The organism is Treponema ruminis (genome assembly GCF_014201975.1).
GTDB classification, from domain to species: domain Bacteria; phylum Spirochaetota; class Spirochaetia; order Treponematales; family Treponemataceae; genus Treponema_D; species Treponema_D ruminis.
On record NZ_JACHFQ010000005.1, the window covers coordinates 267,393 to 292,331 of the forward strand.

The 24,939-nt window shown below is 46.1% G+C and carries 21 protein-coding genes; 4 read left to right on the plus strand and 17 right to left on the minus strand.

Annotated features, from left to right (window positions below; translation table 11 throughout):
- Positions 1–78 precede the first annotated feature (78 nt).
- The 3 genes from HNP76_RS09070 to HNP76_RS09080 all read right to left on the minus strand — a co-directional run bounded on the left by HNP76_RS09070 (position 79) and on the right by HNP76_RS09080 (position 4,619).
- The gene (locus HNP76_RS09070; RefSeq protein ID WP_184659692.1) at positions 79–2,757 is read right to left on the minus strand and encodes a hypothetical protein; all 2,679 of its coding nucleotides are present in this window, start codon (positions 2,755–2,757) and stop codon (positions 79–81) included.
- 84 nt (positions 2,758–2,841) lie between these two features.
- A complete protein-coding gene (locus tag HNP76_RS09075; RefSeq protein ID WP_184659694.1) occupies positions 2,842–3,672 on the minus strand; it encodes a carbohydrate ABC transporter permease in 831 nt (276 codons plus the stop codon).
- On the minus strand, positions 3,669–4,619 hold the full coding sequence (locus HNP76_RS09080) for a carbohydrate ABC transporter permease (protein WP_184659696.1): 951 nt from the start codon (positions 4,617–4,619) through the stop codon (positions 3,669–3,671). Before HNP76_RS09080 ends, HNP76_RS09075 begins: the two co-directional genes overlap by 4 nt.
- A 235-nt stretch (positions 4,620–4,854) precedes the next feature.
- Between HNP76_RS09080 and HNP76_RS09085 the strand changes: the two genes are divergently transcribed.
- From HNP76_RS09085 to gap, 3 genes are all read left to right on the plus strand, one after another.
- Complete coding sequence (locus HNP76_RS09085; RefSeq protein ID WP_184659698.1) at positions 4,855–5,607, plus strand: helix-turn-helix transcriptional regulator; 753 nt, start codon at positions 4,855–4,857, stop codon at positions 5,605–5,607.
- 30 nt (positions 5,608–5,637) lie between these two features.
- Complete coding sequence (locus HNP76_RS09090) at positions 5,638–8,463, plus strand: glycoside hydrolase family 3 protein (protein WP_184659699.1); 2,826 nt, start codon at positions 5,638–5,640, stop codon at positions 8,461–8,463.
- Between the two features lie 105 nt (positions 8,464–8,568).
- Positions 8,569–9,618, plus strand: coding sequence for a type I glyceraldehyde-3-phosphate dehydrogenase (gene gap, locus HNP76_RS09095; RefSeq protein WP_184659701.1), 1,050 nt, complete (start codon positions 8,569–8,571; stop codon positions 9,616–9,618).
- Between the two features lie 68 nt (positions 9,619–9,686).
- Here gap and alr read toward each other — a convergent pair whose 3' ends face one another.
- From alr to asnA, 14 genes are all read right to left on the minus strand, one after another.
- Positions 9,687–10,844 (minus strand): alanine racemase, encoded by a 1,158-nt coding sequence (gene alr, locus HNP76_RS09100; protein WP_184659703.1) that lies wholly within the window; start codon positions 10,842–10,844, stop codon positions 9,687–9,689.
- An 8-nt stretch (positions 10,845–10,852) separates the two neighbouring features.
- Complete coding sequence (locus HNP76_RS09105) at positions 10,853–11,647, minus strand: putative hydro-lyase (protein ID WP_184659705.1); 795 nt, start codon at positions 11,645–11,647, stop codon at positions 10,853–10,855.
- Positions 11,648–11,658: 11 nt separating this feature from the next.
- A complete protein-coding gene (pxpB, locus tag HNP76_RS09110; RefSeq protein WP_184659707.1) occupies positions 11,659–13,347 on the minus strand; it encodes a 5-oxoprolinase subunit PxpB in 1,689 nt (562 codons plus the stop codon).
- Between the two features lie 10 nt (positions 13,348–13,357).
- On the minus strand, positions 13,358–14,098 hold the full coding sequence (locus tag HNP76_RS09115) for an ABC transporter ATP-binding protein (protein ID WP_184659709.1): 741 nt from the start codon (positions 14,096–14,098) through the stop codon (positions 13,358–13,360).
- Between the two features lie 11 nt (positions 14,099–14,109).
- Entirely contained in the window at positions 14,110–14,922 is an 813-nt protein-coding gene (locus tag HNP76_RS09120) for an ABC transporter ATP-binding protein (RefSeq protein ID WP_184659711.1), read from the minus strand.
- Complete coding sequence (locus HNP76_RS09125; RefSeq protein ID WP_246462610.1) at positions 14,919–16,040, minus strand: branched-chain amino acid ABC transporter permease; 1,122 nt, start codon at positions 16,038–16,040, stop codon at positions 14,919–14,921. The genes HNP76_RS09120 and HNP76_RS09125 overlap by 4 nt, the downstream gene beginning before the upstream one ends.
- Before the next feature lie 12 nt (positions 16,041–16,052).
- Positions 16,053–16,964 carry a branched-chain amino acid ABC transporter permease gene (locus HNP76_RS09130; protein WP_184659713.1) on the minus strand — a complete coding sequence of 304 codons (912 nt, stop codon included), beginning with the start codon at positions 16,962–16,964 and terminating at the stop codon, positions 16,053–16,055.
- Positions 16,965–17,046: 82 nt separating this feature from the next.
- Entirely contained in the window at positions 17,047–18,213 is a 1,167-nt protein-coding gene (locus HNP76_RS09135; RefSeq protein WP_184659715.1) for an ABC transporter substrate-binding protein, read from the minus strand.
- Positions 18,214–18,469: 256 nt separating this feature from the next.
- Positions 18,470–19,228 carry a LamB/YcsF family protein gene (locus tag HNP76_RS09140; RefSeq protein ID WP_184659717.1) on the minus strand — a complete coding sequence of 253 codons (759 nt, stop codon included), beginning with the start codon at positions 19,226–19,228 and terminating at the stop codon, positions 18,470–18,472.
- 16 nt (positions 19,229–19,244) lie between these two features.
- A complete protein-coding gene (locus HNP76_RS09145) occupies positions 19,245–20,063 on the minus strand; it encodes a DUF4392 domain-containing protein (RefSeq protein ID WP_184659718.1) in 819 nt (272 codons plus the stop codon).
- A gap of 51 nt (positions 20,064–20,114) precedes the next feature.
- Entirely contained in the window at positions 20,115–20,744 is a 630-nt protein-coding gene (locus HNP76_RS09150) for a GntR family transcriptional regulator (protein WP_184659720.1), read from the minus strand.
- A gap of 60 nt (positions 20,745–20,804) precedes the next feature.
- A complete protein-coding gene (locus HNP76_RS09155) occupies positions 20,805–21,662 on the minus strand; it encodes an aminotransferase class IV (protein ID WP_184659722.1) in 858 nt (285 codons plus the stop codon).
- Positions 21,663–21,772: 110 nt separating this feature from the next.
- A complete protein-coding gene (locus HNP76_RS09160) occupies positions 21,773–22,774 on the minus strand; it encodes a radical SAM protein (RefSeq protein ID WP_184659724.1) in 1,002 nt (333 codons plus the stop codon).
- 1 nt (position 22,775) lies between these two features.
- Positions 22,776–23,813 (minus strand): aspartate--ammonia ligase, encoded by a 1,038-nt coding sequence (gene asnA, locus HNP76_RS09165; RefSeq protein ID WP_184659726.1) that lies wholly within the window; start codon positions 23,811–23,813, stop codon positions 22,776–22,778.
- Between the two features lie 66 nt (positions 23,814–23,879).
- Between asnA and HNP76_RS09170 the strand changes: the two genes are divergently transcribed.
- On the plus strand, positions 23,880–24,893 hold the full coding sequence (locus HNP76_RS09170; RefSeq protein WP_184659728.1) for a DNA/RNA non-specific endonuclease: 1,014 nt from the start codon (positions 23,880–23,882) through the stop codon (positions 24,891–24,893).
- Positions 24,894–24,939 lie beyond the last annotated feature (46 nt).

Sequence of the window (24,939 nt, forward strand, 5' to 3'; positions counted from 1 at the left end):
AAGGGGCGTTGCGGGTAGGGAGCGACCTCCCCCTCCTGTAGTTTAATCTTCAATTTTAGGTTTTCAACTTTCATTTTCTTACCTGGTTCTCCATGCCGTCAGTTTTTTGTCGATTGTAAGGGCGAGACACTCGCTCACTTTGTCACCGTTAACGTCCGCAAAGACCGGCTTGCCCCAGCCTGCCAGCGGATAGCCCGAAAGCAGCTCCAGATTTTCGTTGAAGCCGTAAATCACGTTTGCATCCGCGCAGACAAAGAGGCTTTCCCGGCCGTTGTTTTCAGTATCACGCAGACAGATGAATCCGTGCCTTGCGCTTGAATTCGGAATCTGAACAGTGAGAATAGAGCCGTCCAGAGAAATGCGGTACAAAAGGGCATCGCTTGAAAGGGCGTAGAAATATTTTTCGCTTGCGACAAGGTTGGTCATGAAAACGCCGCCCAGCCTTAGCGGGAAGCCGTCAATCTGCTCACCGTCCTTTGAATCGGCGCGCCAGATATTCAATTCTCCGGCCTGGGTGATGATTCCCACATAAATTTTGGAAGAATTCTTGAGGATTGCAGGTGACCCCAGGGCAATTCCCGGAATTTCAAAAGGATTTTCAAGATTAACGCACTTTTCGCCCTCAAAATAATAAATTTTTCCCAGAAAGCCCTTGCTGTAAATCGCAAAAGCCCTGCCGTCAGAAAGAGCGACCGGCTCAGACTTTGCCGAAAGGCCGGGAATTTCTATCGTGACTAAAGATGCATCCGGCTTTACGATAAAGACAGTGCCCAAGTCAGAAACGAGGACAAGATTTTCGCCTGAACTGCAAGGCCTGCATGAAATATTTTCCCCCAGCATGAGGGGAAAGCGGCCGACAGCTTCAAGGGCAGGATTCAGGAGGGAGACGACTCCGTGGGAAGAGACGCTCCAGACCGTGCCGCCGTTTTTAGGCTTAGAGCTTGCTACGATTTCGATTTTGTCGGAATCTTCTTTTGAAGCAATCTGCATGCTGGAAAGGTCAAGGGCTTTTAATGAAGTCTGGCCCTCAACCCAGTAAAGGTGCTTTGGATTTTTGCCGGAATCAACCTGCAGGTTCAAGGGAGAAGCCTTCTGCTCAAGTGAAAGCGGGAAGCCCGGAACCGAATAGAGGCTGCCTGATTTTCGGGCACAGGCATGGAGATTTATTTCAAGGACGTCTTTTTCGATACGCACGTCAAAGCGGCCCATCGTGTACAATTTTAAAACCTGGGAAAGAGCCTCGTTACTCCGCAAAAAGAAGGGAACGCTGCGCTCAAGGTTATAGAAAAGGGAAATTGACGTGTCATTCTTCAGGTCTTTTGAAACTTCGGAATAAGTCTTGCTTTTTATCAGGGATTTTCCTGAGTGGGCATTGGTGTAAACGGCAGAAAGACATTCTGCGCTCTCAGAAAAATAGATTGTTCCATCCAGAACCATAAAATATGGCGACGGCATGTTGACTCCGACAATACCCAGCATCCAGTTTAGGAATGACGGAAATTCAAGTTTTGAGAGGCGGACTCCGCCCAAAATCAGGGAATTGTCATCTTTTATAAGGATTGAAGAAAGGAGCTTGTTGAAGACAGACTGGCGGGCTTTTTCATCCTTAATCTGAATGGCAAAAACCGGGTCGTTCTGGTTTTCAATGCCAAAGACAGCAAATTCATCCCCCATCCATGAAAAAAGAAATTCATTTAAATCCATGGAAAGAAGGGTTTTGCACCAGTCATCGCAATTTTTCCAGTATTCATCAGGATTTTTTACGTCGGGAATGAAAGGCAGGACGGCATCTTTAAGTTCTTCAAGAGTGCCGGCATTCAAAACCGTGTAATACTGGGTAATGTCAGAAAAGCGGGTTATTATGGAAGGAACGCTAGATTTTTTGGCAAGAATCGGAGCCAGGGGAGCAGCATCCTCAGACTCGCTGGTTACCGGAAGCCTGCATTTGAGGGAAAGGTCTGAATCAGTGATGTTAAAGGAAACCACGCTCAGCGAGTCAGATGCAATCAGATTTGACATTGAAGAGAGAATTGGATTGCCGCCGGTTACAGAATGCATGAGGGAGCTGGCGTCGGCAACAATCCTAAGCTCGCCCTTTTTTCCTGAACGGAAGAGCTTTTTCTGGGCTGGAGTGTATGTGGTGTCATTTTCAACCAGACTTGCCGTAAGAAGATGCTCGAAAGAATCAGAAGCAATCAAAAGATTTTTAACGGATTTCAAATAAAGGGTAAGGTCTGGAGTTTTGTAGACAAAGTAAGAAGTCTGCTCGTTTGTTTCGTAGGAAAGATTTTTAAGGAATTCGTTTTGGGAGTCAGAAAGGCTAAGCTTGGGGTACATGTAGGAGCCCACCCGGCTTGCAAGGGAAAAAATGCCCAGATTGAGGACTGCGACGAAATGGGAATCACTGCCTATTTTTGAGCCGTCGCCGTAAACTGCAAAGTCAACCTGGCGGGAAGCCGCAAACTTCACGAATCCGTTATCGCGCAAATCAGACGAACGGAAATCCATAAAGGGCTTTCGGAGCGAAGAATACTCAGGCGATGAAAGGAAAAGATCGGCCGCCTGCAAATCAAAAAGCGGGTTCACCGTGTCAAAGGCGGAATCTGTATGGATATAAAGCGAATAGTTTCGCGGAATTGAAGAAAGCGCGGATTTTCTGTCAAAAGCACAGTAAGCAAGGGCTGCGGCAAGCAGAAGAAGGATTGTAAGAATAACCGATATAATAGAAAGAAAAATGCGGGCAAGGAGTTTTTTCATGCCCTAATTTTCAGATAATGCAGGGATTTTGTCAATGTAAAAAAAAGGGCTTCCAAAAAGGAAGCCCGGTTAATGATTTTAGATTTACTCTTTTACAGCACCAAGAGAAACACCCTTGATGATGAATCGTGAAAGACAGAGGTAAACAATCATAAGAGGAACGATAGCGATACAGATTGTCATGTAAACCTGTCCCATATCGAACTTCTGGTAGTCAGCACTTCGGAGCTGAGCAATCATGATAGGAATAGTCTTCTTTTCCTTGCTTGAAATTACAAGGGCAGGAACGAAGTAGTTATTCCAAGAGCTTACGAATGAGAAGATTGCCTGAACAGCGAGAGCCGGCTTCATCATGTAAAGTACGATTCGGTTGAAGATTGCAACCTCGTGACAACCGTCGATTCGAGCTGCCTCAACGATTGAGTAAGGAAGCGTTGACTGCATTGCCTGATACATATAGAAGAAAACGACTGGGGCTGCGATTGCCGGAATGTAGAGGGCTGCAAGTGTGTCCATGAGGCCGAAAGCATCGAGCAACTTCAAGAAACCAAGTGTAGAACACTGGGTAGGAATCATCATGATCATCATGATCAACTTCAAAGATGCATCCTTAAGCTTGAAATTGTACATGTAAATGCCGTAAGCAGTCATTGTTGAGAAGTATGTTGTGAGAAGAGCACACATTGATGAAACAAAGACGCTGTTGAACAAAGCCCTTACAATCGGAGTATTGTCGTTTGACATGAGGTTTTTGAGGTTCTGTCCGAAAGCAAGACCTGGAAGAGCCGAGAAGCCCTTCTGAATTTCTGAGTGAAGGCGTGTAGCATTGACAAGAAGAACAAAGAACGGGAACAAAGAGAATACTACGAGCGCGATAAGAATGAAATAAATGATATATCGTGTTAATGTTTTCATTTTTTAGCTCCTGTCATGCTGCGGTATTTGCTCATAGTCATAGTGTAGACTGAGAAGCTGAGGACACTTGTGATGATGAATGTTACTACAGAAACAGCACCAGCCATACCGTAGTTCTTGCTGGCAAGGTGTTTGTTGAGGTACATGATGAGGGTCATGCTTGTGCGGTCAGGAGTACCTTCACCGTTTGTCAAAATCTGAGGAACATCGAACATCTGAATACCACCGATAAGAGATGTAATCAAAACGTAGATGAAGATTGGCATGAGCAATGGCATTGTGATTCGGAAGAATGTCTGAACCGGGTTTGCACCGTCGATGCGGGCAGCCTCGTAAATGCTTGTGTCGATACTCATGATACCAGCCATGAGCATGATTGTTGTGTTACCATACCACATGAGGAAGTTCATGATTGCGACGAGAGCGCGGGTCCAGCCGGCTTCTGCCAGGAAGCGTACATTTTCAGTGAAGAGGCCTGATTTAACGAGAATGCTGTTTACAGGACCGTTTGTACTGAACAATGTGAAGAAGAGCATTGCGAAAGCCGAAGCCATGATAAGGTTTGGCATGTAGATAACTGTTTTGAGGAATTGCTGGAAGCGGATTTTAAGGTCAGTGCTTGTGAACCAAATTGAAAGCAGCAATGAAACCACAATCTGAGGAATAAAGCCCGCAATCCACATAACAAATGTATTACCGATATAACGGAGAATGTCACTCTCAAAAATCGATTTGAAGTTTTCAAGACCGATGAAATCAGGTCCGATTGTCATCAAACCTACACGATAGTTCTCATAGAGACTGTTTACGAAGGTCGAAATGAGAGGAATCAATGAGAAGATTGTAAAGATGATAAAGAATGGAGCAATGAAGAAATAGCCCCATTTGTTGTAATCAACTTTTTTTGTCTTTTTTACCTTTGTTTTTTCTTCTTTTTTAGATGCCATATTTTTTTGACCTCGCAGATTTGAATTCATAGCAGAATGAAGAATCTGTGGGATTCTCACAAGCTGCAGCCAACAAAACAATTTTTTTCATGTTTCCCCCTTATTTAAAGAGAAATCTACAACGTTGTAGATTTTACATACAGTATATATGAAGATTTACGTTTGTCAAGTTTTTTTAAAATCTGTGCTTTTAAAAAATTGAAAAACGTTGTACACTTTTAGACGGGGGCTAAGCATGGGTATCAAAGACGAACTTACCGAAACCGAATTCAAAAACCGAGAGTATCTCATAAATCATATTCCCTATGACAGCGAGATGGCTTTTTTCCAGAGCATAAAAAACGGTGATATGGAAGAAATGCACCGTCTTTTCAAGCCTCTCTGCGTCGAAGGATTCGGCAAGCTCAGTGACAATCCTCTCCGCAATTTAAAATATCACCTCATCATTACAGTAGCCATGATTACCCGCTACGTCATTGAGGCCGGTCTTGAAATGGAAGCCGCCTACAACCTCAGCGACATCTACATCCGAAAGATTGACACCTGCAACAACGTGGAGAGCATAAACGAAATCCACAAGGAACTCTGCGAAAACTATGTAAAGCGAATGCAGGGAGTCAAAAAACAGCGTCTTTATTCACGTCCCATCACGCAATGTATTGATTATATTTATGACAATTTGCACAATAAGATATCCCTTGAGGATTTGGCTCAGGTTTCAGGATTAAGCACTTCGTATGTATCAAAACTCTTTCATAGCGAAGTTGGAATCACGATTGCCCAGTATATCCAGAGCAAAAAAATCGAGGTGGCAAAAAATCTGCTTATTTTTAGTGACTACACAACTACGGACATAGCGAATTACCTTCAGTTCAGTTCTGAAAGCTACTTCATAAACGTATTCAGGAAAAACTGCGGGATTACTCCAAAGAAATACCGTGTCTTGCATTTCCGTACGAAGTTCACCGCTGAAGATAACAAATCCTAATTCCTTTTTCCAAGAGGAGAATTTAATTTTATGGACAAATTCGAAATTCTGCGTAAGGCTGCGGCTCAGGGCGTCGTTCTTCTGAGAAACGAAAAAAACACCCTCCCCTTCGAGCCTTCTGATAATGTAGCCGTTTTCGGCAGATGTCAGGTCGATTACTACAAAAGCGGAACAGGTTCCGGCGGTTCAGTCCACGTTCCTTTTTCAGTCAATTTTGTTTCAGGCATGGAAACCCTCAAAAAAGAAGGCTTCCCTCTTCCACAGCTTAACGAAGAGCTTTTAAAAGTCTATTCGGACTGGCTCAAGGAACATCCTTTTGATGCCGGTAAAGGCGCCTGGGCAGCAGAACCATGGAGTCAGGTTGAAATGGAGCTGGGCGACTCTCTGGTTAAAGAGGCCGCTTCAAAATCAAACAAGGCCGTCTTCATCGTTGGCCGAACGGCAGGCGAAGACCAGGACAACAGCGCAGAGGCAGGAAGCTTCCTTCTCACTCAAATCGAGCGCAAAAACATCGAGCTTATCTGCACCCACTTTGAAAAGGTCGCAATCGTATTCAACACCTCAAACATCATGGACCTTTCATGGATTGACGAGTCGGTCTTCAAGTCTCACATCACGGCAGTTCTTTTCTCATGGCATGGCGGCATGATGGGCGGTCAGGGACTGGCAGACGTTCTCTGCGGCAAGGTTAATCCTTCAGGAAAGCTCCCGGACTCAATCGCTTACAAAATCGAAGACTATCCTTCATCAAAAAACTTCGGACACAAGGATTTCCTTCTCTACGAGGAAGATATTTACGTCGGCTACAGATATTTCACGACTTTCGCAAAGAGCAAGGTTCAGTTCCCCTTCGGATTCGGACTTTCCTACACGACTTTTGAAGTTTCAGGCGAATCTTACTCATTCTCTGACTCAAAAATCACTGTTCGCGCAAAAGTAACAAACACAGGCTCAAAAAGCGGCCGCGAAGTCCTTCAGGTTTATGCAGAGTGTCCTCAGGGTAAACTGGGAAAGGCTAGCCGCGTCCTCTGTGCATTCGCAAAAACAAAGGAGCTTGCTCCAAAAGAAAGTCAGGAGCTTGAGCTTTCATTCCCGGTCAGCCGCTTTGCTTCTTACGATGACTCAGGAGTTACGGGCTTTGCCTACAGCTACGTTCTCGAAGAAGGAGACTACAATTTCTGGGCTGGAAGTGACTGTTTCTCATGCAAAAAAGTTCCGGCTGTATCAGGCGCTTTCTCAGTCGAAAAGACTTATGCCCTTGAGACTTTGAGCCAGTGTTGTGCTCCGAACCGCGAATTTATGCGAATCAAACCTGGAAAAGTCAATTCTGACGGCTTATTTATAGAAGAAAAAGAAACAGTTCCTCTTTCAAAAGTCGACATTGCAAAAAGAATCAGGGAAAGCACTCCGGCTGAAATTCCTGCAACTAAGTCCAGCGTAACATTCAGCGACGTAATTGCAGACAAGAGCCGCATTGACGAATTCATCGGCACCCTTTCAGACGTTGAGCTTATGACTTTAGTCCGCGGAGAGGGCATGATGAGCCGCAAGGTAACGGCTGGAATCGCATCTGCTTTCGGCGGCTTAAGCGACTCTCTTCACGACAAAAAGGTTCCGGCTGTCGGCTGTTCTGACGGTCCTTCCGGAATCCGCATGGACAACGGCACAAAGGCAATCCTTCTTCCAATCGGAACTTCCCTCGCCTCTTCATGGGATTCAGCTCTTGTCGAAGAAGTTTACGAAGTCCTGGGCAACGAAATGAAGGAAAACAAAATCGACGTTCTTCTTGGACCTGGCTGCAACATCCACAGAAACCCTCTCAATGGAAGAAACTTTGAATATTACTCAGAAGATCCTCTTATTTCAGGAATTATGACTTCTGCGGCATGCAAGGGTCTTGCAAAAACAGGCGCAATCGCCACAATCAAGCACTTTGCCCTCAACAATCAGGAAAAGAATCGCCGCAACGTTGACTCTGTCGCTTCTGAACGCGCAATCCGCGAAATCTACCTCAAGCCTTTTGAAATCGCAATCAAGGAAGGTAACGCCCGCTCCGTAATGACAGCCTACAACACGGTAAACGGCTTCAAGGCAGCTTCTTACTTCGATTTGAACAATTCAATTCTCCGCGGAGAATGGGGATTTACCGGCCTTGTAATGACTGACTGGTGGGCAACAATGAACGACTGCGTAAAGGGCGGCGAGGCAGACGGCTACAAGTTCAGCGAAATGCTCAAGGCCCGCAATGACATTTACATGGTCTGCGTAAACGACACGGCTGACAAGGGCGGCTTCGGTGACAATCTCGAAGAATCGCTCAAAAAGGGCTCGCTCTCAAAGGCCCAGCTCCAGCTCTGCGCAAAGGACATTCTGCTTTTCATCACAGAAACATTTGCCGCAAAAGCTCCGCTCAGACCACTCCGTAACGAAGTCTTCGTCGAAAGCGACATCAATTCGGCTCCGGAAGGCGCAAACCTTATTTCAGGCCGTCCTGCCTTTGCCGAAGACCTGGCTTCAGTCGTCTACTTCAAGATTGAAAAGGGCGGCGAATACAGGATTTATGGCTCATTCAGAAAGGATGGCGGTGACACCCTTTCTCAGTCAATCACAAACGTCCTCGTCAACGACAAGGCGATTGGCTCATTTGAGTGCCGCAGCACGGACGGCAAGAAATCATTTGCGGTTGCGGCATTTGTCAACCTCAAGCCGGGCATTTACAAGGTTCAGCTCGAGCATACAAAGCCTGGAATCGAAGTCATGGAGCTTGGTTTCTGGCAGGACATGGAGTCTCCAATCACCACGCATTTCTTTGAGAAATTTGAAAAAGAGCGTGAGGAGCGGGAGAAAAATAAATAGCGCCGGAGTTTTAAGTTAGTTTTTTTACAAGAATATTGCTTAATTCTTTTAAATGCGTTATTTTATATCTATAAATTTTGTATTCTTTATTTTAAGGAGATAAAAATGGCAGTAAAAGTTGCTATTAACGGTTTCGGCCGTATTGGTCGTTTGGCATTCCGCCAGATGTTCGGTGCAGAAGGTTATGAGGTTGTCGCTATCAACGATTTGACAAGCCCAAAAATGCTCGCTCACCTCTTGAAGTACGATACAGCACAGGGTGGATACGCTGGCCGCATCGGTGAAGGAAAACACACAGTTGAGTCACATGACGGTGAAGGCGAAGACAACTACATCGTTGTTGACGGAAAGAAAATCGTTATCTACAAGATTCCAAATGCAGCTGAACTTCCATGGGGAAAAATCGGCGTAGACGTAGTTCTCGAGTGTACAGGTTTCTACACATCAAAAGAGAAGGCTCAGGCTCACATCACTGCTGGTGCTAAAAAGGTTGTAATCTCAGCTCCAGCTGGAAACGACCTCCCAACAATCGTTTACAACGTAAACCACAAAACTCTCAAGAAGGGCGACAATGTTATCTCTGCTGCTTCTTGTACAACAAACTGCTTGGCTCCGATGGCAAAAGCTCTCAACGACGCTTTCCCAATCCAGTCAGGTATCATGGCTACAATCCACGCTTATACTGGTGACCAGATGATTCTCGACGGTCCACAGCGCAAGGGTGATCTCCGCCGCTCACGAGCTGGTGCTCAGAACATCGTTCCAAACTCAACAGGTGCTGCAAAGGCTATCGGTCTTGTAATCCCAGAGTTGAACGGAAAACTCATTGGTTCTGCACAGCGTGTTCCAGTTCCAACAGGATCTACAACAATCCTCACAGCAGTTGTTAAAGGCAACGATGTAACAAAAGAAGCTATCAACGCTGCTATGAAAAAAGCATCTGACCCAGAGACATTCGGATACAACGAGGACGAAATCGTTTCTTCTGACGTTATCGGAATGCGCTACGGCTCACTCTTCGATGCTACTCAGACAATGGTAACAAAGATTGCTGACGGTCTCTTCGAGGTTCAGGTTGTTTCTTGGTACGATAACGAGAACAGCTACACATCTCAGATGGTTCGCACTATCAAATATTTCTCTGAGAACTGCTAAGTTAACGTTCTTTTAGAATGAAAAAAGTCCGCTCCGGCGGACTTTTTTTTGCTGTTCTCGTTATCGTTCTACTTTACAATTCGCTTTACGCGCTTTCCGATTGATGTTAGTACTTCGTAGGAGATTGTGCCGCCGGTTTTGGCCAGGTCGTCGGCGGTGGTTAGGGCTCCGCTTTCTTCGGGGCCGAAGATAATTGCCTTGTCCCAGAGGTGGACTTCGGGGTTGTCTTTGCCTATGTTTACCATGCACTGGTCCATGCAGATTCTGCCGCAGACCGGATATTTTTTGCCGTTGATGGTGACTTCAAGGCCTGGAGAAAAGCGCCTTAAAAGTCCGTCGGCGTAACCTACTGGCAGGACGGCTATGTCTGTTTCATCCTCGCAGAAATATGTCCTTCCGTAAGAGACTGACTTTCCCTTGGGGAAATGCCTGATTGCGACAATCTGTGTTTCAAGGGCCATGACGGGCTTGATGTCAAAGTCCTCGTGCCTGGACTGCAAATATTCCTTTGTTATCTGGTCGGGGTAGTAGCCGTATGTAATGATTCCGGGCCGAACCATGTCAAAGTACATGTCGTGATTGTTCATGATTGCGGCGCTGTTTCCGATGCTGCATATTCCGGGATTGATTCCCTTTGCCTGAACATTTTCGACGGCACGGCAGAATTCCTCATACTGAAGGTGGGTAAAATTCTGGCATTCAGTGGTAACGCTGTCGCTTTCACAGAAGTGGCTTGCCATGCCCTTTAGATGAAGGTGGGCGCTCTGCTCAATCAGCTTGGCTTCGTTTCCTGCTTCATCAGGATAGCAGCCGATTCTTCCCATTCCGGTGTCAACTGCAAGAAAGACCGGGAATTTTTCATCTTTTTTGAAAAACTTGTCCGCCGCTTCTGAAAGGGCTGAAATATAGTCTTCTCCGAAAGTGAAGGGAGTAAGGCTATATGAAAAGAGGGAATCAAATTCTTCCGGCACGCAGAGGCTGAGGACGATTATGTTTTCCGTGATTCCGTCTTCACGAAGTTCAATTCCTTCATCGACTGTTGCAACGGCAAAATAATTGATTCCGCCAACTTCGTGAGCTGTTTTTGCCGTGAGGACTGCACTGTGACCATAGGAATCTGCCTTTACTGCCACGCAGATTTCTGTCTTTGGTCGGACATGACGGCGAATCTGCTCCAGATTATATTTGAGGTTATCCTTATAAATTACTGCTTTTGTACAACGCATAGTGCCCCCTAGTTCTGTAAGAAAGTTTCCGGAATATCCGTAATCAGCATGTGCCCAGGCGCGTGGGTGATGCAGAAGTCTGGCTTTGAGTTCATGACTACGCTTTGTGGCGTTACTCCGCAGCACCAGAAGACCGGAACTTCGCCCTCTTTTATTGTGCTCGCCTCTCCGAAATCAGGCTTTGAGATGTCCTTTATGCCGATAAACTCCGGGGAGCCGATATGAATTGGAGCGCCGTGGACTTTTGGAACCCGTGCTGTAATCGTCGTTGCCTTTACAATCTGACTGTAGTGAATCGGCCTCATTGAAACGACCATTTTTCCGCTGAAAATGCCTGCCGGATTCGTGTCGATGTTTGTAAGGTACATTGGAACGTTGTGATTTTCAGAAATATTCCTTACGTCGATTCCGGCTTCAATCAGGGGAGCCTCAAAAGAAAAGCTGCAGCCGATAACGAAGGTCACAAGGTCATCCCGCCAGAAGCTGCTTACGTCACTATATTCGCCTGCAAGCCCGCCGTTTTTCCAAACTCTGTACTTGGGCACGTCGGTCGCAATATCACAGTTTGAGGCAGAAGTTTTCAAAAATCTTGAGCCCTCGTCGCTGACTTCGAGAAGGGGGCAGGACTGCTGGTTTCTCTGGCAGAAAAGCAGAAAATCGTATGCGTATTTTTTTGGAAGGATGCAGAGGTTTGCCTGAGCAAAGCCCGCGCACATTCCCGATGTCTGACCTGTAATTTTTTCTTCGCGGATTAACTTCCGCACTTCTTTAGGCGTGATGTCTTTATATGGATTTGTATTCATTTTGCTACCTCTTAAAAAGATTCCGGCAAAAGCCCGGAATTGCTCTTGATTGTAAACTTCACTTTTGTGCCCGGCAGGGCCTGCGCAAGAGCGCACATCGACTTTCGTGTGACGGCCGCGATTTTTGCATAGCCGCCTGTTGTCTGCCTGTCACTTGCCATTACGACCGGAAGCCCGGACGAAGTTATCTGGACAGAGCCGAAGGGAATGGCATCTGAAATGATGTCAGTTTTTCCGCATTCAAGGCTTTGGCCTGAAAAACGGATTCCCATTCTGTCGCTTTCGGGAAGGACGGTAAAGACACTTTCCTGAAATTTTCTGACCGCTTCCTCTGAAAAAGAAGAATACTGGCTTCCCTTCGTGCAGGAAAGGACAAGAACTTCGTTTTCTTCTATTGAATTGCTTTCAATCGGTGCAGGATTTTCGCCAATTCCTTTTTTGCAGGAAAAATCCCCGATTGCAAGCTCATCGCCTGCTTCAAGCTTACGGCCAAAATATCCGCCGCTTTTGCTTTTTAAATTTGTAGAGTGGCTTCCAAAAAGCTCAGGGACCAGGATTCCGCCCTTAAAGCACAGGTATGAGCGCAGGCCTTTCATGACAAAGCCGCACTTTAATATGCTTCCTTTTTCCGCATGATATTTTTGATTCATCTGAACTGGCTTTTCATCCAGAGTCGCCTGGCAGATTCCGCCTGTAATGACGAAGTCACAGCCGCTGGTAAATTGAATGGTCGGAGCAAGGAGAGTCGCTTCGAGGCAGGCGGCATTTTCATCATTGCCGAGGATTTTGTTTCCTATCTGATAGCTTTCAAAGTCCATTACTCCGCCCTGGCCTATTCCCAGGTGCTGGAAGCCGAACCTTCCCTTGTCCTGAACGGTGGTGCACATTCCCCCTTCGAGGATTTTTATTCCGCCCGTGCAGACATATCTTTGAAGGGAACTTGAAGCCTGACCGCCACTTTTCCCCTGCCCCGGAATTTTCGAATCAGAAGAAGAGCTTTGCTTTTCTGCAATCCTGTCAAATTCCTCCCGCGAAACCGGGACAAAGCGGATTGAGTCTCCGGCTTCGTAAAGGCAGGCAGGATTTCTCGTCTGATCAAAGACTTTGAGCGGGGTACGGCCGATAATACGCCAGCCGCCAGGAGAATCACTGGGATAAAGGCCGGCCTGTTTTCCGCCGATTGCAACGCTTCCGGCAGGAATCTTGGTGCGGGGGCTTTCAAGGCGGGGTGTTTCAAGCCTTTCGTCCATTCCGCCCAGATATGGAAATCCCGGCAAAAAGCCCAGCATGTAAATCAGATAGTCTCTTGATGAATGCAGGGCGATTATTTCTTCTTTTGAAAGGCCTGTATGTTTTGAAACATCCGCCAAATCAGGAGCAAATTCTTCGTCCTCATAGCAGACTGGAATTTCAACAAGTTTTCCGCCCTTTTTTGATGATGATGCGCCCTTGTCAGTTTTTTCAATCACTTCTCCGATTAGTTTCAGGACAAAATCCTGCCTGATTTCATCGGGATTAAAGTAGACGGTTACGGCACAGTAAGTCGGCACTATTTCGATTATTTCCGGCACATCACATGTGTAGGCCTTTAAGTTTTCGACAAAGTCCGTAATCCGCTCATTGATTTCGCCGCAAATTTTCTGCGGAAACTGAATTTGAATTGAATCTTCACTGGAAACAAGCACGCTGACATCATTCATCTGTGAATTATCATCCTCCAAGGTATGCTTTCTGAACTTCCGGGTTTGCCCTCAGCTCGTCGCTTGTGCCTTCCGCAATGATTTCGCCAGTGCGCAAGACATATCCGCGGTCCGCAAAATCAAGGGCGACTTTCGCGTTCTGCTCGACGACAAGAAGAGTCATCTTTTTCTGAACGTTAAGCCTCTTGAGGGCGCGGAACATTTCAAACATCAGCTTAGGAGCAAGGCCCATACTCGGTTCATCAAGCATAATAAAAGGACAGTCCGTCATCAATGCCCTTCCGACTGCAAGCATCTGCTGCTCACCGCCCGAAAGAAGCTCGCTCCTCTGCTTGCGGCGCTCGTAAAGGCGGGGGAACAAATCATAAACCAGGTCATACTGCTGCATGATGTTCATTTCATTCCATTTTTCCTTCTGTCGTGCATAGCAGGCCATCTGAAGGTTCTCTTCAACGGTCAGGTTTCCGAAAATATGCCGGCCTTCAGGGACAAGACACATCATCCTGTCCTGAATCAACGTGTGGGGCTCAAGCTTTAAAATGCTCTTTCCCTCGTAGAGAACGTCTCCGCTTCGGACTGTCGGAGCTTCCGGTTTTGAAAGGCGGGAAAGGGTCAGCAGGGTCGAAGTTTTTCCGGCTCCGTTTGCCCCGATTAAAGTGACGATTTCGCCTTTGTCCACATTAAAATTTATTCCGTGCAGGGCTTCGATGTTTCCATAGCCCACAACCAAATCTTTTACTTCAAGCAACATGTTTTTTCCTCCTAGCTCTTTTTTGAGAGGCTTGGATACGCATTCTTAATATCGATGTCAGAATTTCCAAGGTAGGCTTCGATGACCGCCGGATTTTTCTGAATTTCCTCAGGCGTGCCTTCCGCAAGTTCCTTTCCGAAATTGATTACCTTTATCCGGTTAGCAAGAGTGTTTACGACCTGCATCTGGTGTTCAATCATCCAGATTGTGATTCCGAAAGTATCGTGAATCCAGCGGATGTAGCTGATAAGTCCGTCGAGGTCGGATGTTGAAAGGCCGGCTGCAGGCTCATCAAGCATCAAAAGCTTAGGCTCAAGACTGAGTGCCCGCGCGATTTCTACACGCCTTTGAATGCCGTAAGGAAGATTTTTCGGATAATCCAATGCCGTGTCTGCAAGCGAGAACTTTTCCAAAAGTTCCCAGGCCTTTTTGTGGATTTCAGCTTCCCTATCCTTGTATTTTTTTGTACGAAGGAAAACATCTTTCAGGGTGAAGCCCATTCTTGAGTGCTGGGCTATGCAGATGTTGTCCAAAACAGTCATGTCGCTCCAGAGGCGGATGTTCTGGAAAGTGCGGCCAATCTGAAGGTCGGCGATTTTGTGGGGACGAAGACCGTTAAGTCTTGTTCCGTCAAAAACGATGTCGCCCTCAGACGGAACGTAAAATCCGCTTACAAGGTTGAAGACTGTTGTCTTTCCTGCTCCGTTCGGTCCGATTAAAGCGTTGATTGAACCTTTTTCTATCTCAACGTTGATGTCAGTAAGAGCCTGAAGACCTCCGAACCTGTGCGTAAGGTGCTCGATTTTCAATAAAGTTTCGCTCATGCTGCCCCTCCTTCCCTTTGAGCCTGAGGCCGGATTTGATTTTTATTTGCCGGGAAAAGTTTTTTGAGCCACGGGAATACCTGAGGGAGTTCCTTTGAGCCCATGATTCCTTCAGGATGGAATTCCATAATCAGGATGAGGATTAAAGGAATGATTACCCACTTCCAGATCTGGGCCGGGCGCAGAAGTTCCAGAAGAATCGTAAAGACGATTGCCGAAAGAACTGAACCGCTCAGAGAGCCCATGCCGCCTAAGAATACCATTACAAGGGATTCCGTTGACTTCATGATTCCGAAGCTTGAAGGGTTGATGAATCCCAGCAGGTGGGCAAAAAGACCGCCCGCAATGCCTGCAAGGAAGGAGCTGAAAGTAAAGGCAATCAGCTTCATGTTGTTTGTATTGACCGACATGATTTCAGCTGAAATTTCATCGTAGCGGACTGCCGAAATGCCTTTTCCCAGAGTTGAATTCATGAGGTAATATATAGAAAGAACTGAAAGGACTGCAAAGACAAGCCCCCAGATTAAAATCCAAGGAACATCGATTACATCCGCCATGCTGTTCATTACGCTTTTCATTCCCATGAGGCCGCGGCTGGCACCGACCAGAGGGATGTTGTTTATCGCCGTCGTGACGATGAAGTTTGCCGCAACCGTAATGATTGCAAGATAGTCGTCACGGGTTTTGAAAGAAGGAATCGCAACGATAAGGCTGACGAGCATTGCCGCAAGTCCGCCGATCAAAATTGAAATCGGGAATCCGACAAGAGCAAGTCCTTCAGGAAGGAGAGCCTGCCCCGTAATTGAGTTTCCGTCCTTGAAAAGAATTAGCGAGACGACAGAAGAAACGTAGGCGCCTGTTGCCATGAATCCGCCGTGACCGCAGCTGAATTCTCCCATATAGCCGTTTACGATGTTGAGGCTGGCCGACATGATTATATTGATGCAGATTGTTACGATGATTGTCTGAATGTAGTTGTTGATGATTCCGAATTTTGCAAGCAGGGTTACAAGCAGAATCGAAGCAATCGTCGTGACAGGCATGATGAATTTTCTTTGCTTTGGAGAAGGATTGAATCTTGAATCAATCCGGCTGTTTAAATTTTCTAACCACTTCATATCCAGTCCTCCTTAAATTTTTGTGCTCTTTGCAACGCCGAAGAATCCTGTAGGCTTAATCGTAAGGATAACCAGAAGGATTACGAAGGAAACCAGGTCCTTGTAGCTTGACGGCAGGAAAGCCGTAACGAAGATTTCGATGAATCCCAGCAGGAAGCCGCCGATGAAAGCGCCCTTGATGTCACCGATTCCGCCGACGACCGCCGCTATAAAGGCCTTCCAGCCGATAATCATACCCATGTAAGGGTCCATGACAGGATAGCTCATGCCGAAAAGGATTCCGGCAACCGCCGCAAGGGCTGAACCTAATGCAAAGGTAAAGGTGATTACTGTATTTACAGGGATTCCCATCAGTGGAATCGCGAATTTATCATAGGAAATGGCACGCATACTCATGCCAAGTGTTGTTTTCTGAACTATAAACTGAAGCAGGGCAAAGATGACGATTGCACTGACAATTACAAGAACCTTAAGGCTTGTGATTGTGACCGGTCCGATATTCCAGACGTGCTTTGCAAGGATGTCCGGGAAACTTCTCGCAGAAGCTCCAAAAACTGCAAGGTTTCCGTTTTCAAGAATGAAGCCAATCATCAGTGCCGTAATTACTACATAAAGCCTGTTCGCTCCTTTTGCACGCAGGGGCTTGTAGGCAAGTTTTTCGATTCCGACACCAAGCAGGGCTGTAAGCGCCATCGTACATACAAGAGTGATTACAAAAAGGGGAACTCCCGTAAGTCCCGCAAAATGTGCTGATAAAAAGGCTACCAGAAAGAATGCGATGTATGTGGATGTCATGAAGATGTCACCGTGCGCAAAGTTTACGAGGCGCAAAACTCCATATACAAGACAGTAGCCGAGGGCAATCATTGAATAAAAGCTGCCCCATTGAAGTGCATTAAAAAAGTTCTGTATGAAAAAAGTCATTTGGTGACCCTCCTTTTTGAAATAGAAGGGGCTTTTGCCAGGTAAATCTTTTTCAAAAGCCCCTCATGCTTTTTTTCAGTAACTACGGCTGCAGGCTCTTTACGAACTCGAATTCACCTTCTTTTGTTACACGGACGATTACGGCATCCTTGAGAGGGTCTCCCTCTGGATTGAACTTCATGTTTCCAGTGATTCCCTCAAAGCTCTTGATTCTTCCGAGTGCATCCTTGATTGCGACTCGGTCTTTTTTGAGATTGCCGGTAAGTCCGCAGTCCTGGATTGCCTGAAGGACTATGTAAGCCGCATCATATGTGAGGGCTGCAACGTCATCAGGAACATAGCCGTATTTCTGCTGGTATTTTTCGATGAAAGCCTTTGTCTTGCCAGTAGCGCCCTTTGCCGCATAGTGAGTCGTGAAGTAGTCGCCCTCTACGGCACCCTTTGAAAGCGGGAAGAGGTCAGCTGAACCCCATGAGTCTGAACCCATTACAGGCTTTTTCCAGCCCAGGTCTTTTGCCTGAGAAGTGATAAGGCCGACGTGGTTGTAGTAAACCGGAAGGTAAAGGAAGTCTGCGCCCGAGTTTACGACTTTTGTAAGCTGTACGCTGAAGTCCTGGTCTTTCTGGCCGAATGACTCGTAAACCACGACCTTACCGTATTTTGCTTCCCACTCGCCCTTGAAAAGCTCGGCAAGTGTTTTTGAATAGTCGTCCTCAAGGTTGTAGATGATTGCGACGTTCTTTGAGCCGAACTGCTCGCTGGCAAATTTTGCGCCTACAGGAGCCTGAAAAGGATCGAGGAAGCAGGCACGGAAACAGAACGGTCTGTTTTTTGTAACGCTTGGGTTTGTTGACCAAGGAGCAATCATCGGAACTCGGGCATCATTGTAGATTTCACCGGCCGGGATTGAGCGGCCTGAACCTTCAGGTCCGATTGAAGCAAGGACTTTATCAATGTCTATAAGCTTGTTTGCGGCGTTGATTGCAGAGTCAGCCTTGAGTTCGTTATCAACATAAACGAATTCGAGCTTGATTTTTTCGCCTTTAACGTCAAGTCCGCCGACAGAGTTGACTTCTTCCTTTACGATTTCCCCGGCATATTTTGCACTCTCGCCGACTTTCGGAGAATCACCGGTAAGAGGAATGTTAAAACCAATTTTGATTGTCTTAGGCTTTTTAGCGGCAAAGCCATTTGAAAGTGCCATCAAAGCAATAAGTCCAATGGCAAGAGTTTTGTTGAGTCTAATCATAGCGGGCTCCTTGTTTTTTTTACAGAAAGCCCTGAGAAAGTTTCCAAGCTTCAACAAGACTTTCTGCATATAAATTAAAAGGGCTGTACAGCTCTTTTTTTATACACACGCAACGTCTTTGTTGACTTGGTTGTATATCTTAAAGTACATCGTGCATGATGTTTTTAATTGCCTTAAATCTATCAGAATCAAAAAAAATGTTCAATAATTCTTCTGGAACCTTTAATGATACTTTTGTCTACCTGATAAAAGATTTTTACCTTCCCATGGGCTCGACGGAGATGTTTTCTTCCCTGAGCCGGCTTAGGATTGCCGAAACGAATTTTAGAGCCTTTGGATTGTCTCCGTGCACGCAGATTGAATCCGGCTCCACAGAAATTTCCTTTCCTGTAATAGCCTTTACCTTTCCCAAGCGGATCATGCTGATTATGCGCTCAATCGCCTCTTCCTCGCTTTCAATCATGGCACCGGGCTTTGTGCGGGCGACAAGAGAGCCGTCTTCCTCGTAGGCACGGTCAGCGAAGACTTCCTTTTTGAATGGAAGGCCGACCTTTTCCGCCGCAAGAAGCATCTGACTTCCGCTAAGACCTAAAAGAATCAGGGAATCGTCGTATCCGGCTATGGCTTCTGCAATTGCAAGCGCCATTTTCTCGTCCTTTGCCGCCATATTGTACATGGCTCCGTGAGGCTTTACATGTTGCATTTTGATTTTGTTTGACCGGCAGAAAGCGTCCAGGGCACCGAGCTGATAGACAATCATTGCCTTAAGCTCGGCAGGACTTACGTTCATGTTCCTTCTGCCGAATCCGACTAAATCAGGAAAACCGGGATGGGCTCCCACGGCAACAGAATTATTTTTTGCAAGGAGAACTGTCTTTTCCATTACAAGAGGGTCTGAGGCGTGAAAACCGCAGGCAATGTTGGCAGAGGAAATGAATTTTATGACTTCCTCATCAAGCCCGATTTTGTAATTTCCGAAACTTTCTCCCAAATCGCAGTTCAAATCAATTTTCATGGCAATATGTCCTAAACTAAACCGCCTCTCTGAGCGAATTTATTATTTCTTCCTCGACGTTCATCTCAAAACCGTCAACGCTGACAGTCCTTTCCTTGCGGACTCCGTCCACGCTGCCAATGCTCACGGTCTGCCTTATGTATTCATAGACATCCGCAAATTTCATGAGGACATGCCTGCCGCTCAGTTTTTCAAGATAAGCGGTAATCGCGTAGGCTCCCCAGTTGGAAACGGTTGCAATCACAAGAAGGTCAGTCTTTACAACACAGGGAACAAGGGAAAGTTTTTCTGAAACGATGGAAGCGACATTTCCCATGCCGATTTCGTTTCCGCCGTCCCCCACTCCGATTGTCGGGATGTGGCCGTAAGCAAGCTCAAAAAGGATGTCGATTTTGGCAGTCCTGTCGGCAATGCTCACGCCTCGCATGTTGGCATAGTCATTATTGCTGTTCTTTCCGCACCTTTCAATGCTTATAAGTCCGACCGGCTGGTATTTTTTAAGAAGTCCCCTGCACCAGTCTTCGTCTCCGTCAAAAGGCATGTAGACGGCTTCAATATCCCTGCACTCAAAAAAGCCCTTGGTGTAGGAATCAGTGATTACGACGGGATTATAGCCCAGCTTTTTAAGGGCAAGGGCCAGAAAAATGGTTCCGGCAGGTCCGTCCGTTTCTGCAAAGCCCGCGACAAAAAATCCGGTTGCAAGAAAGACGGTTCCCTTTTCCCATGAAAGAATCATTTCGGCTGCGGCTTTTGCATATTCTCCCTTCATCTTTGTGCGAAGGATATCCATTCCCCTTGCCGAATGACGCAAAACAATGTCTTCAATTTTTCCCATAGCTGATATCTCCTTAAAAAAAGAAATACCGTACATGCAAAAGCGGGAAAGCTACTTCTTATAATAATGTTCGCGCATCTTTACTATCGCATCTTCAAGTTTCTGCTCTTTGATGAGCCTGTAGATTTCTTCGTGCTGCGAAAAAACCTTCCTCAGTTCCTCAATGTTGTTGTCGGAATAGTAAGTTGAAATAAAGCCCAGAATGGTCTGCTTGCCGTCATATTCTGAAATCAGCATTTTGTTGCCTACGCCCTCAATTATGCAGCGCTCGAACAAATATGTCGTTTCCATGTATCCGAGGGAATTCCCGCTGTCCAGCATTCTACGCTGATTTTCAAGCTGTTCTCCCATTTTCTGAATCACCGCTTCCATCCTTCCGTTTCTGTAGCAGAATCTGTATGCGGCGACTACCATGAAGAAAACAACCTGAAGGATTTCATTCACGGTTTCCCTGTCCGGAGATATGACGAAAAATCCGTTGTTCTGTCTGTATTCAATCAAGCCTTCCTTTACAAGAAGATTGATGCTTTCCCTGATTGGAGTATTACTGACACCAAGTTTCCGGCTGAGGTCGTCCAGGTTTATGTTCTGCCCCTGGCTGAATTCCTGAGATAAAATTCCAGCTTTTATATAATCATAAACCTGATCCCTAAGATTAACTTTTTTGATTAATCCAGCCATAATGACCTCCAGTGGCTCTAAAAACTATGGAGCAATTATAATACAGCATGTACGAAAGTTCTATATAACGTCCGGTCTGACTCCAGTTTCCTTTTCAAAATCATCGACAACGGCAACCTGAAGTTTTTTCAAAAGCTCCCCTGCCTTGCCGCCGACTTTCTTTCCGTCAATTTCATAAGCCGGAAGACCAAGAGTGCCAGCCGAAGTGATGAAAACCTCGTCCGCATCAAAAAGCTCGTCCAGCGTAAAAGGCCTTTCCTCGTAAGGAATTCCAAGCCGCTTGCAGACTTCAAGATAATGACGTCGGGTAACGCCCGGAAGAATCAGTTCATCGAGAGGCGGAGTGATGAAAGTTCCGTCCTTCAGGATATTGACGTTCGTGTGGGCACATTCAGTGACACGGTTTCCCCGGTGGAAAACGACTTCCTTGGCACCGCATTCATAGGCTTTCTGACTTCCAAGAACGCTTGGCAGAAGGTTCAAAGTCTTTATGTTGCAGTGGAAAAATCTTGTGTCTTCCATAGTGATTAATTTACAGGGATTCCTTAAATCCGTGATTTTTGATTCAGTGATATTGATAATAAGGTTTGGCTTGCAGTCAGGAAAAAGATGATTTCTTGGAGCCGTTCCCCTAGTACATTCCCAGTAAACAAAACATACTCCGTCTGAATCCATTGCATCGACGCATTTCTGCAACTCGGCAATGAGTTCTTCCTTTGTCAGCGTAAAGGGAATCTGGACATATTTGAGTGAATTAAAAAACCGCTCGACGTGCCAGTCAATTTCAAATAGTTTGCGGTTCGCACTGTAAGTCGCATCGTAAACTCCGTCACCAAAGTACATAGCCCTGTCCAAAAAGGGAACTGTCATTTCTTCCTGCAGTCCCATTTTTCCATTGTAGTAACCGACATTTTTCATGACTTAATCCTTATACATACATCATGCACGATGTTTTTATATAAAATGTTTTACTACCTTTTATTTTTTTGCACAATCTACTTTTACTGATTTTGAATGCACCTAAAGTTCTAGCAGTAACGCCATTCGGCGCCGTCTTCGCCCATGAAGACTTTGACAGTGCTGTTTTCCATGAAGGAATTGTCGAAAAAGGACTGGATGTTCATTGCGGCCCCGGAAAGGAGCTCGTCTGGATTGTATGAAAGTTCTATGCGGCTTTCCTCGCCCTCTCCGAAACAGCGCGAAAATGCACCGTTCAGGCGGACGACATTATTTACGACTTCAAAAAGCTGGGGCTTGTTCTTTTCTTCGTATTTGAATTTGAGGAAGGCAAGCTGCATCTTTTCGATTTCGGCGTGCTTGGCGCTTTCCGGCTTCCAGTTGGAACGAAGGGAGCAGTTGTTGAGGTTCTGCCACTCGGCAAAGTCCTGGAAGAATTTTGACGGAGTCATTTTTAAAGGAGCAAGAACCGCAAGGAACCATGTGACCGCCCGGCCATAGCTGTAGAAAGTGGAAGCGGCAAAGGCAGTTTCCTTGGTCATCTTTATGTCCTGAGTCGAAAAAGTTGCAGTCGGCTTGGGCATTTTAATCGAAGAATCACCGCCATTTAACGGGTCAATCTGAGGAAAATCGATGTGGTTGGGGTAAAGGGAAAGGGCAAAATCAAGCCTGTCACGGAAGGACTTTACAGAATCCCCCGGCTGACAGGCAAAATTCATGTCAAAACCGAAGACTAGGCCCAGAGTGTTGAGCATGTCAGCCCGGCGTGAATAGAATTTTTTGTCAAAAAGATAGGAATTGCCCTTGCTCAGGCCCTCAAGTGGGATTTCAAGGGTACAGTAAAGTTCAGCACAAGCCTTGCAGACGTCCAGATCGAGCACAGAAGCTGAGACAGGCAGGGTAAGGAAAACATCGCCCGCCTTTTCACGGAAGACCTGCAGAAAGTGAAGCAGCTTGCCCTTGTGGGAAAGAATAGCCTCGTCCTGCAAGGTGAATTCAGTAACTCCGCGCCTGCCAAAAGAAGAAAGAGAAGATTCAAGACTTGAAGAAGAAAACTTTACTGTATCAGCCATATTACAGAAGGTGAATTCCGTTCTTTTCGCAAGTTCCCCTCATTTCGTCAGGCCACATTGAAACCTGAATTTCGCCGATGTGGGCTTTTCGAAGGAAGAACATGCAGAGACGGCTCTGACCGATACCGCCGCCCATTGTGAATGAAAGTTCGCCGTTCAAAAGACGCTTGTGGAATTCGAGGCTTGCGCGCTCAGGACATCCGCGCTCTTCAAGCTGAAGCTTGAGGCTTTCCGGGCTTACACGGATACCCATTGAAGAAAGCTCAAATGACTGTTTCAAAACCGGGTTCCAAACGAGAAGGTCGCCGTTCAAGCCCTTGTGACCGTCGCCTGAGTCAGAAATCCAGTCGTCATAGTCAGGAGCTCGTCCATCGTGGATTGTTCCGTCAGGGAGCTTGCCGCCGATACCGATGAGGAAGACTGCTCCGTATTCTTCACAGATTTTTGTCTCGCGCTCTTTCGGAGTTAAATCAGGATAGCGTTTCTGAAGGTCGTCAGCATAAACAAACTGAACGTTCTCCGGCAAAATCGGCTTAATCTGCTCGTAGCGGTCGTAGATGAAGAATTCAGTGCGTTTGAGACAAGCATAAATCTTGCGTACGGCAGACTTGAGGTATTCGATTGTGCGGTCAGCTTTATTGATGCACTCACACCAGTCCCACTGGTCAACGTAAAGCGAGTGAATGTTGTCCAAATCTTCGTCAGCACGGATAGCGTTCATATCGGTGTAAATTCCGAATCCTGCAGGAAGCTTCATTTCTGAAACCTTGACACGCTTCCATTTTGCCAGCGAGTGAACGATTTCCATCTGAGCGTCACCCATGTCCTTAACAGGGAATTTTACAGCCCGCTCAACGCCGTTCAAATCATCGTTCAAGCCCTTGCCGCTCTGAACAAAAAGCGGAGCCGTGACTCGTGTAAGATTGAGTGCTGTTGAAAGCTGAGTCTGGAAAAAATCTTTTATCATGACGATTGCATGCTCAGTTTCTTTTTCACCAAGCAGCGACTTATAATCTTTTGGAATCTGTACTGTAGCCATTTTAATCCTCTTTTTTTGTATTCTAATATAATAGCTAAAAGACCAGCTTTTTTCTATACTATAGATATGTCAAAAAAACGAAAAAATAAAAGAAAGATAAATCAAAAATCTTACTGCATACTTTTCATCCTCGCCCTCATATTCTTCGCAGCCCTTACCGTTTGGCATTATAAAAACGACCCCAAATTCCGCTCAGAAGCAGACGAAACTGTCGCCCTTGTTACCGAAAAGGCAGAAGAAGCCATCTCGGAGACAAAGCAATTAATAGAAGAAAAAATCAGCGAAAAATCTTCTGAAGAAAAAAAATCGCCTGCTCCCAAAAAGTCCGCCCCCGCAAAAAAACTTGTCGCACTCCCGGAAAAGCTTGAGATTCCAGTCTGCACAGGAAAAGGAGCCAAAACTGACCATGAAATCCGAAAATTTGAAAACTACACCCTCTGCTACCGTGAAAGCTACGAGCAGGCAGAATGGAGCGCCTACTGCCTAACAGAAGATGAACTTGTAAAAAACGCCAAACGAAGCGACGACTTCCGTGCCGACCCGGAAATCACTACAGGCTCAGCTACTCCCGCCGACTACAAAAAGTCCGGCTACGACCGCGGACACCTTTCCCCTGCGGCAGATTTTGCATTCAGCGAAAAAGCAATGAGCGAAACTTTTTACATGAGCAACATGAGCCCGCAGAAAGGAAGCCTAAACCGCGGACTCTGGAAGGATTTGGAAAGCCAGGTGAGGCTCTGGGCAGCAAATTTCGGCCGGGTCTACGTTGTCTCAGGCCCGGTTCTGGAAAAGCCGGCATCAGAATACAAGACAATCGGAGAAAATCAGGTTGTGGTGCCGGAGTTTTACTACAAAGTGATTCTGGCCCCGCTCTACGCAGACGAAAATGACAAGGCAAGCCCGGAAGATGCCCAAAGCGTGCTTGCAATGGCCTACATTTTCCCCAACGAAAAATGCGAAGGCTCTCTCGATGACTATCAGGTGACGGTCGATGAAGTGGAAAGCCGCACCGGGCTGGACTTTTTCTCGATGCTGGAAGATAAAGTGGAAAATGAGATTGAAAGACAAATTAAGCGCTAATTTTTTTCTTGCAACGATATGCACAAATTTGTATAATTATGAATAT

Coding starts and splice junctions, on each gene's coding strand:
- HNP76_RS09160 (WP_184659724.1), bottom strand. CDS start 22,774: ATGGCTGATACAGTAAAGTTTTCTTCTTCAAGTCTTGAATCTTCTCTT.
- HNP76_RS09075 (WP_184659694.1), bottom strand. CDS start 3,672: ATGAAAACATTAACACGATATATCATTTATTTCATTCTTATCGCGCTC.
- HNP76_RS09120 (WP_184659711.1), bottom strand. CDS start 14,922: ATGAGCGAAACTTTATTGAAAATCGAGCACCTTACGCACAGGTTCGGA.
- HNP76_RS09155 (WP_184659722.1), bottom strand. CDS start 21,662: ATGAAAAATGTCGGTTACTACAATGGAAAAATGGGACTGCAGGAAGAA.
- asnA (WP_184659726.1), bottom strand. CDS start 23,813: ATGGCTACAGTACAGATTCCAAAAGATTATAAGTCGCTGCTTGGTGAA.
- HNP76_RS09150 (WP_184659720.1), bottom strand. CDS start 20,744: ATGGCTGGATTAATCAAAAAAGTTAATCTTAGGGATCAGGTTTATGAT.
- HNP76_RS09115 (WP_184659709.1), bottom strand. CDS start 14,098: ATGTTGCTTGAAGTAAAAGATTTGGTTGTGGGCTATGGAAACATCGAA.
- HNP76_RS09085 (WP_184659698.1), top strand. CDS start 4,855: ATGGGTATCAAAGACGAACTTACCGAAACCGAATTCAAAAACCGAGAG.
- HNP76_RS09145 (WP_184659718.1), bottom strand. CDS start 20,063: ATGGGAAAAATTGAAGACATTGTTTTGCGTCATTCGGCAAGGGGAATG.
- HNP76_RS09105 (WP_184659705.1), bottom strand. CDS start 11,647: ATGAATACAAATCCATATAAAGACATCACGCCTAAAGAAGTGCGGAAG.
- gap (WP_184659701.1), top strand. CDS start 8,569: ATGGCAGTAAAAGTTGCTATTAACGGTTTCGGCCGTATTGGTCGTTTG.
- HNP76_RS09125 (WP_246462610.1), bottom strand. CDS start 16,040: ATGAAGTGGTTAGAAAATTTAAACAGCCGGATTGATTCAAGATTCAAT.
- alr (WP_184659703.1), bottom strand. CDS start 10,844: ATGCGTTGTACAAAAGCAGTAATTTATAAGGATAACCTCAAATATAAT.
- HNP76_RS09130 (WP_184659713.1), bottom strand. CDS start 16,964: ATGACTTTTTTCATACAGAACTTTTTTAATGCACTTCAATGGGGCAGC.
- HNP76_RS09090 (WP_184659699.1), top strand. CDS start 5,638: ATGGACAAATTCGAAATTCTGCGTAAGGCTGCGGCTCAGGGCGTCGTT.
- HNP76_RS09140 (WP_184659717.1), bottom strand. CDS start 19,228: ATGAAAATTGATTTGAACTGCGATTTGGGAGAAAGTTTCGGAAATTAC.
- HNP76_RS09135 (WP_184659715.1), bottom strand. CDS start 18,213: ATGATTAGACTCAACAAAACTCTTGCCATTGGACTTATTGCTTTGATG.
- HNP76_RS09080 (WP_184659696.1), bottom strand. CDS start 4,619: ATGGCATCTAAAAAAGAAGAAAAAACAAAGGTAAAAAAGACAAAAAAA.
- HNP76_RS09070 (WP_184659692.1), bottom strand. CDS start 2,757: ATGAAAAAACTCCTTGCCCGCATTTTTCTTTCTATTATATCGGTTATT.
- pxpB (WP_184659707.1), bottom strand. CDS start 13,347: ATGAATGATGTCAGCGTGCTTGTTTCCAGTGAAGATTCAATTCAAATT.
- HNP76_RS09170 (WP_184659728.1), top strand. CDS start 23,880: ATGTCAAAAAAACGAAAAAATAAAAGAAAGATAAATCAAAAATCTTAC.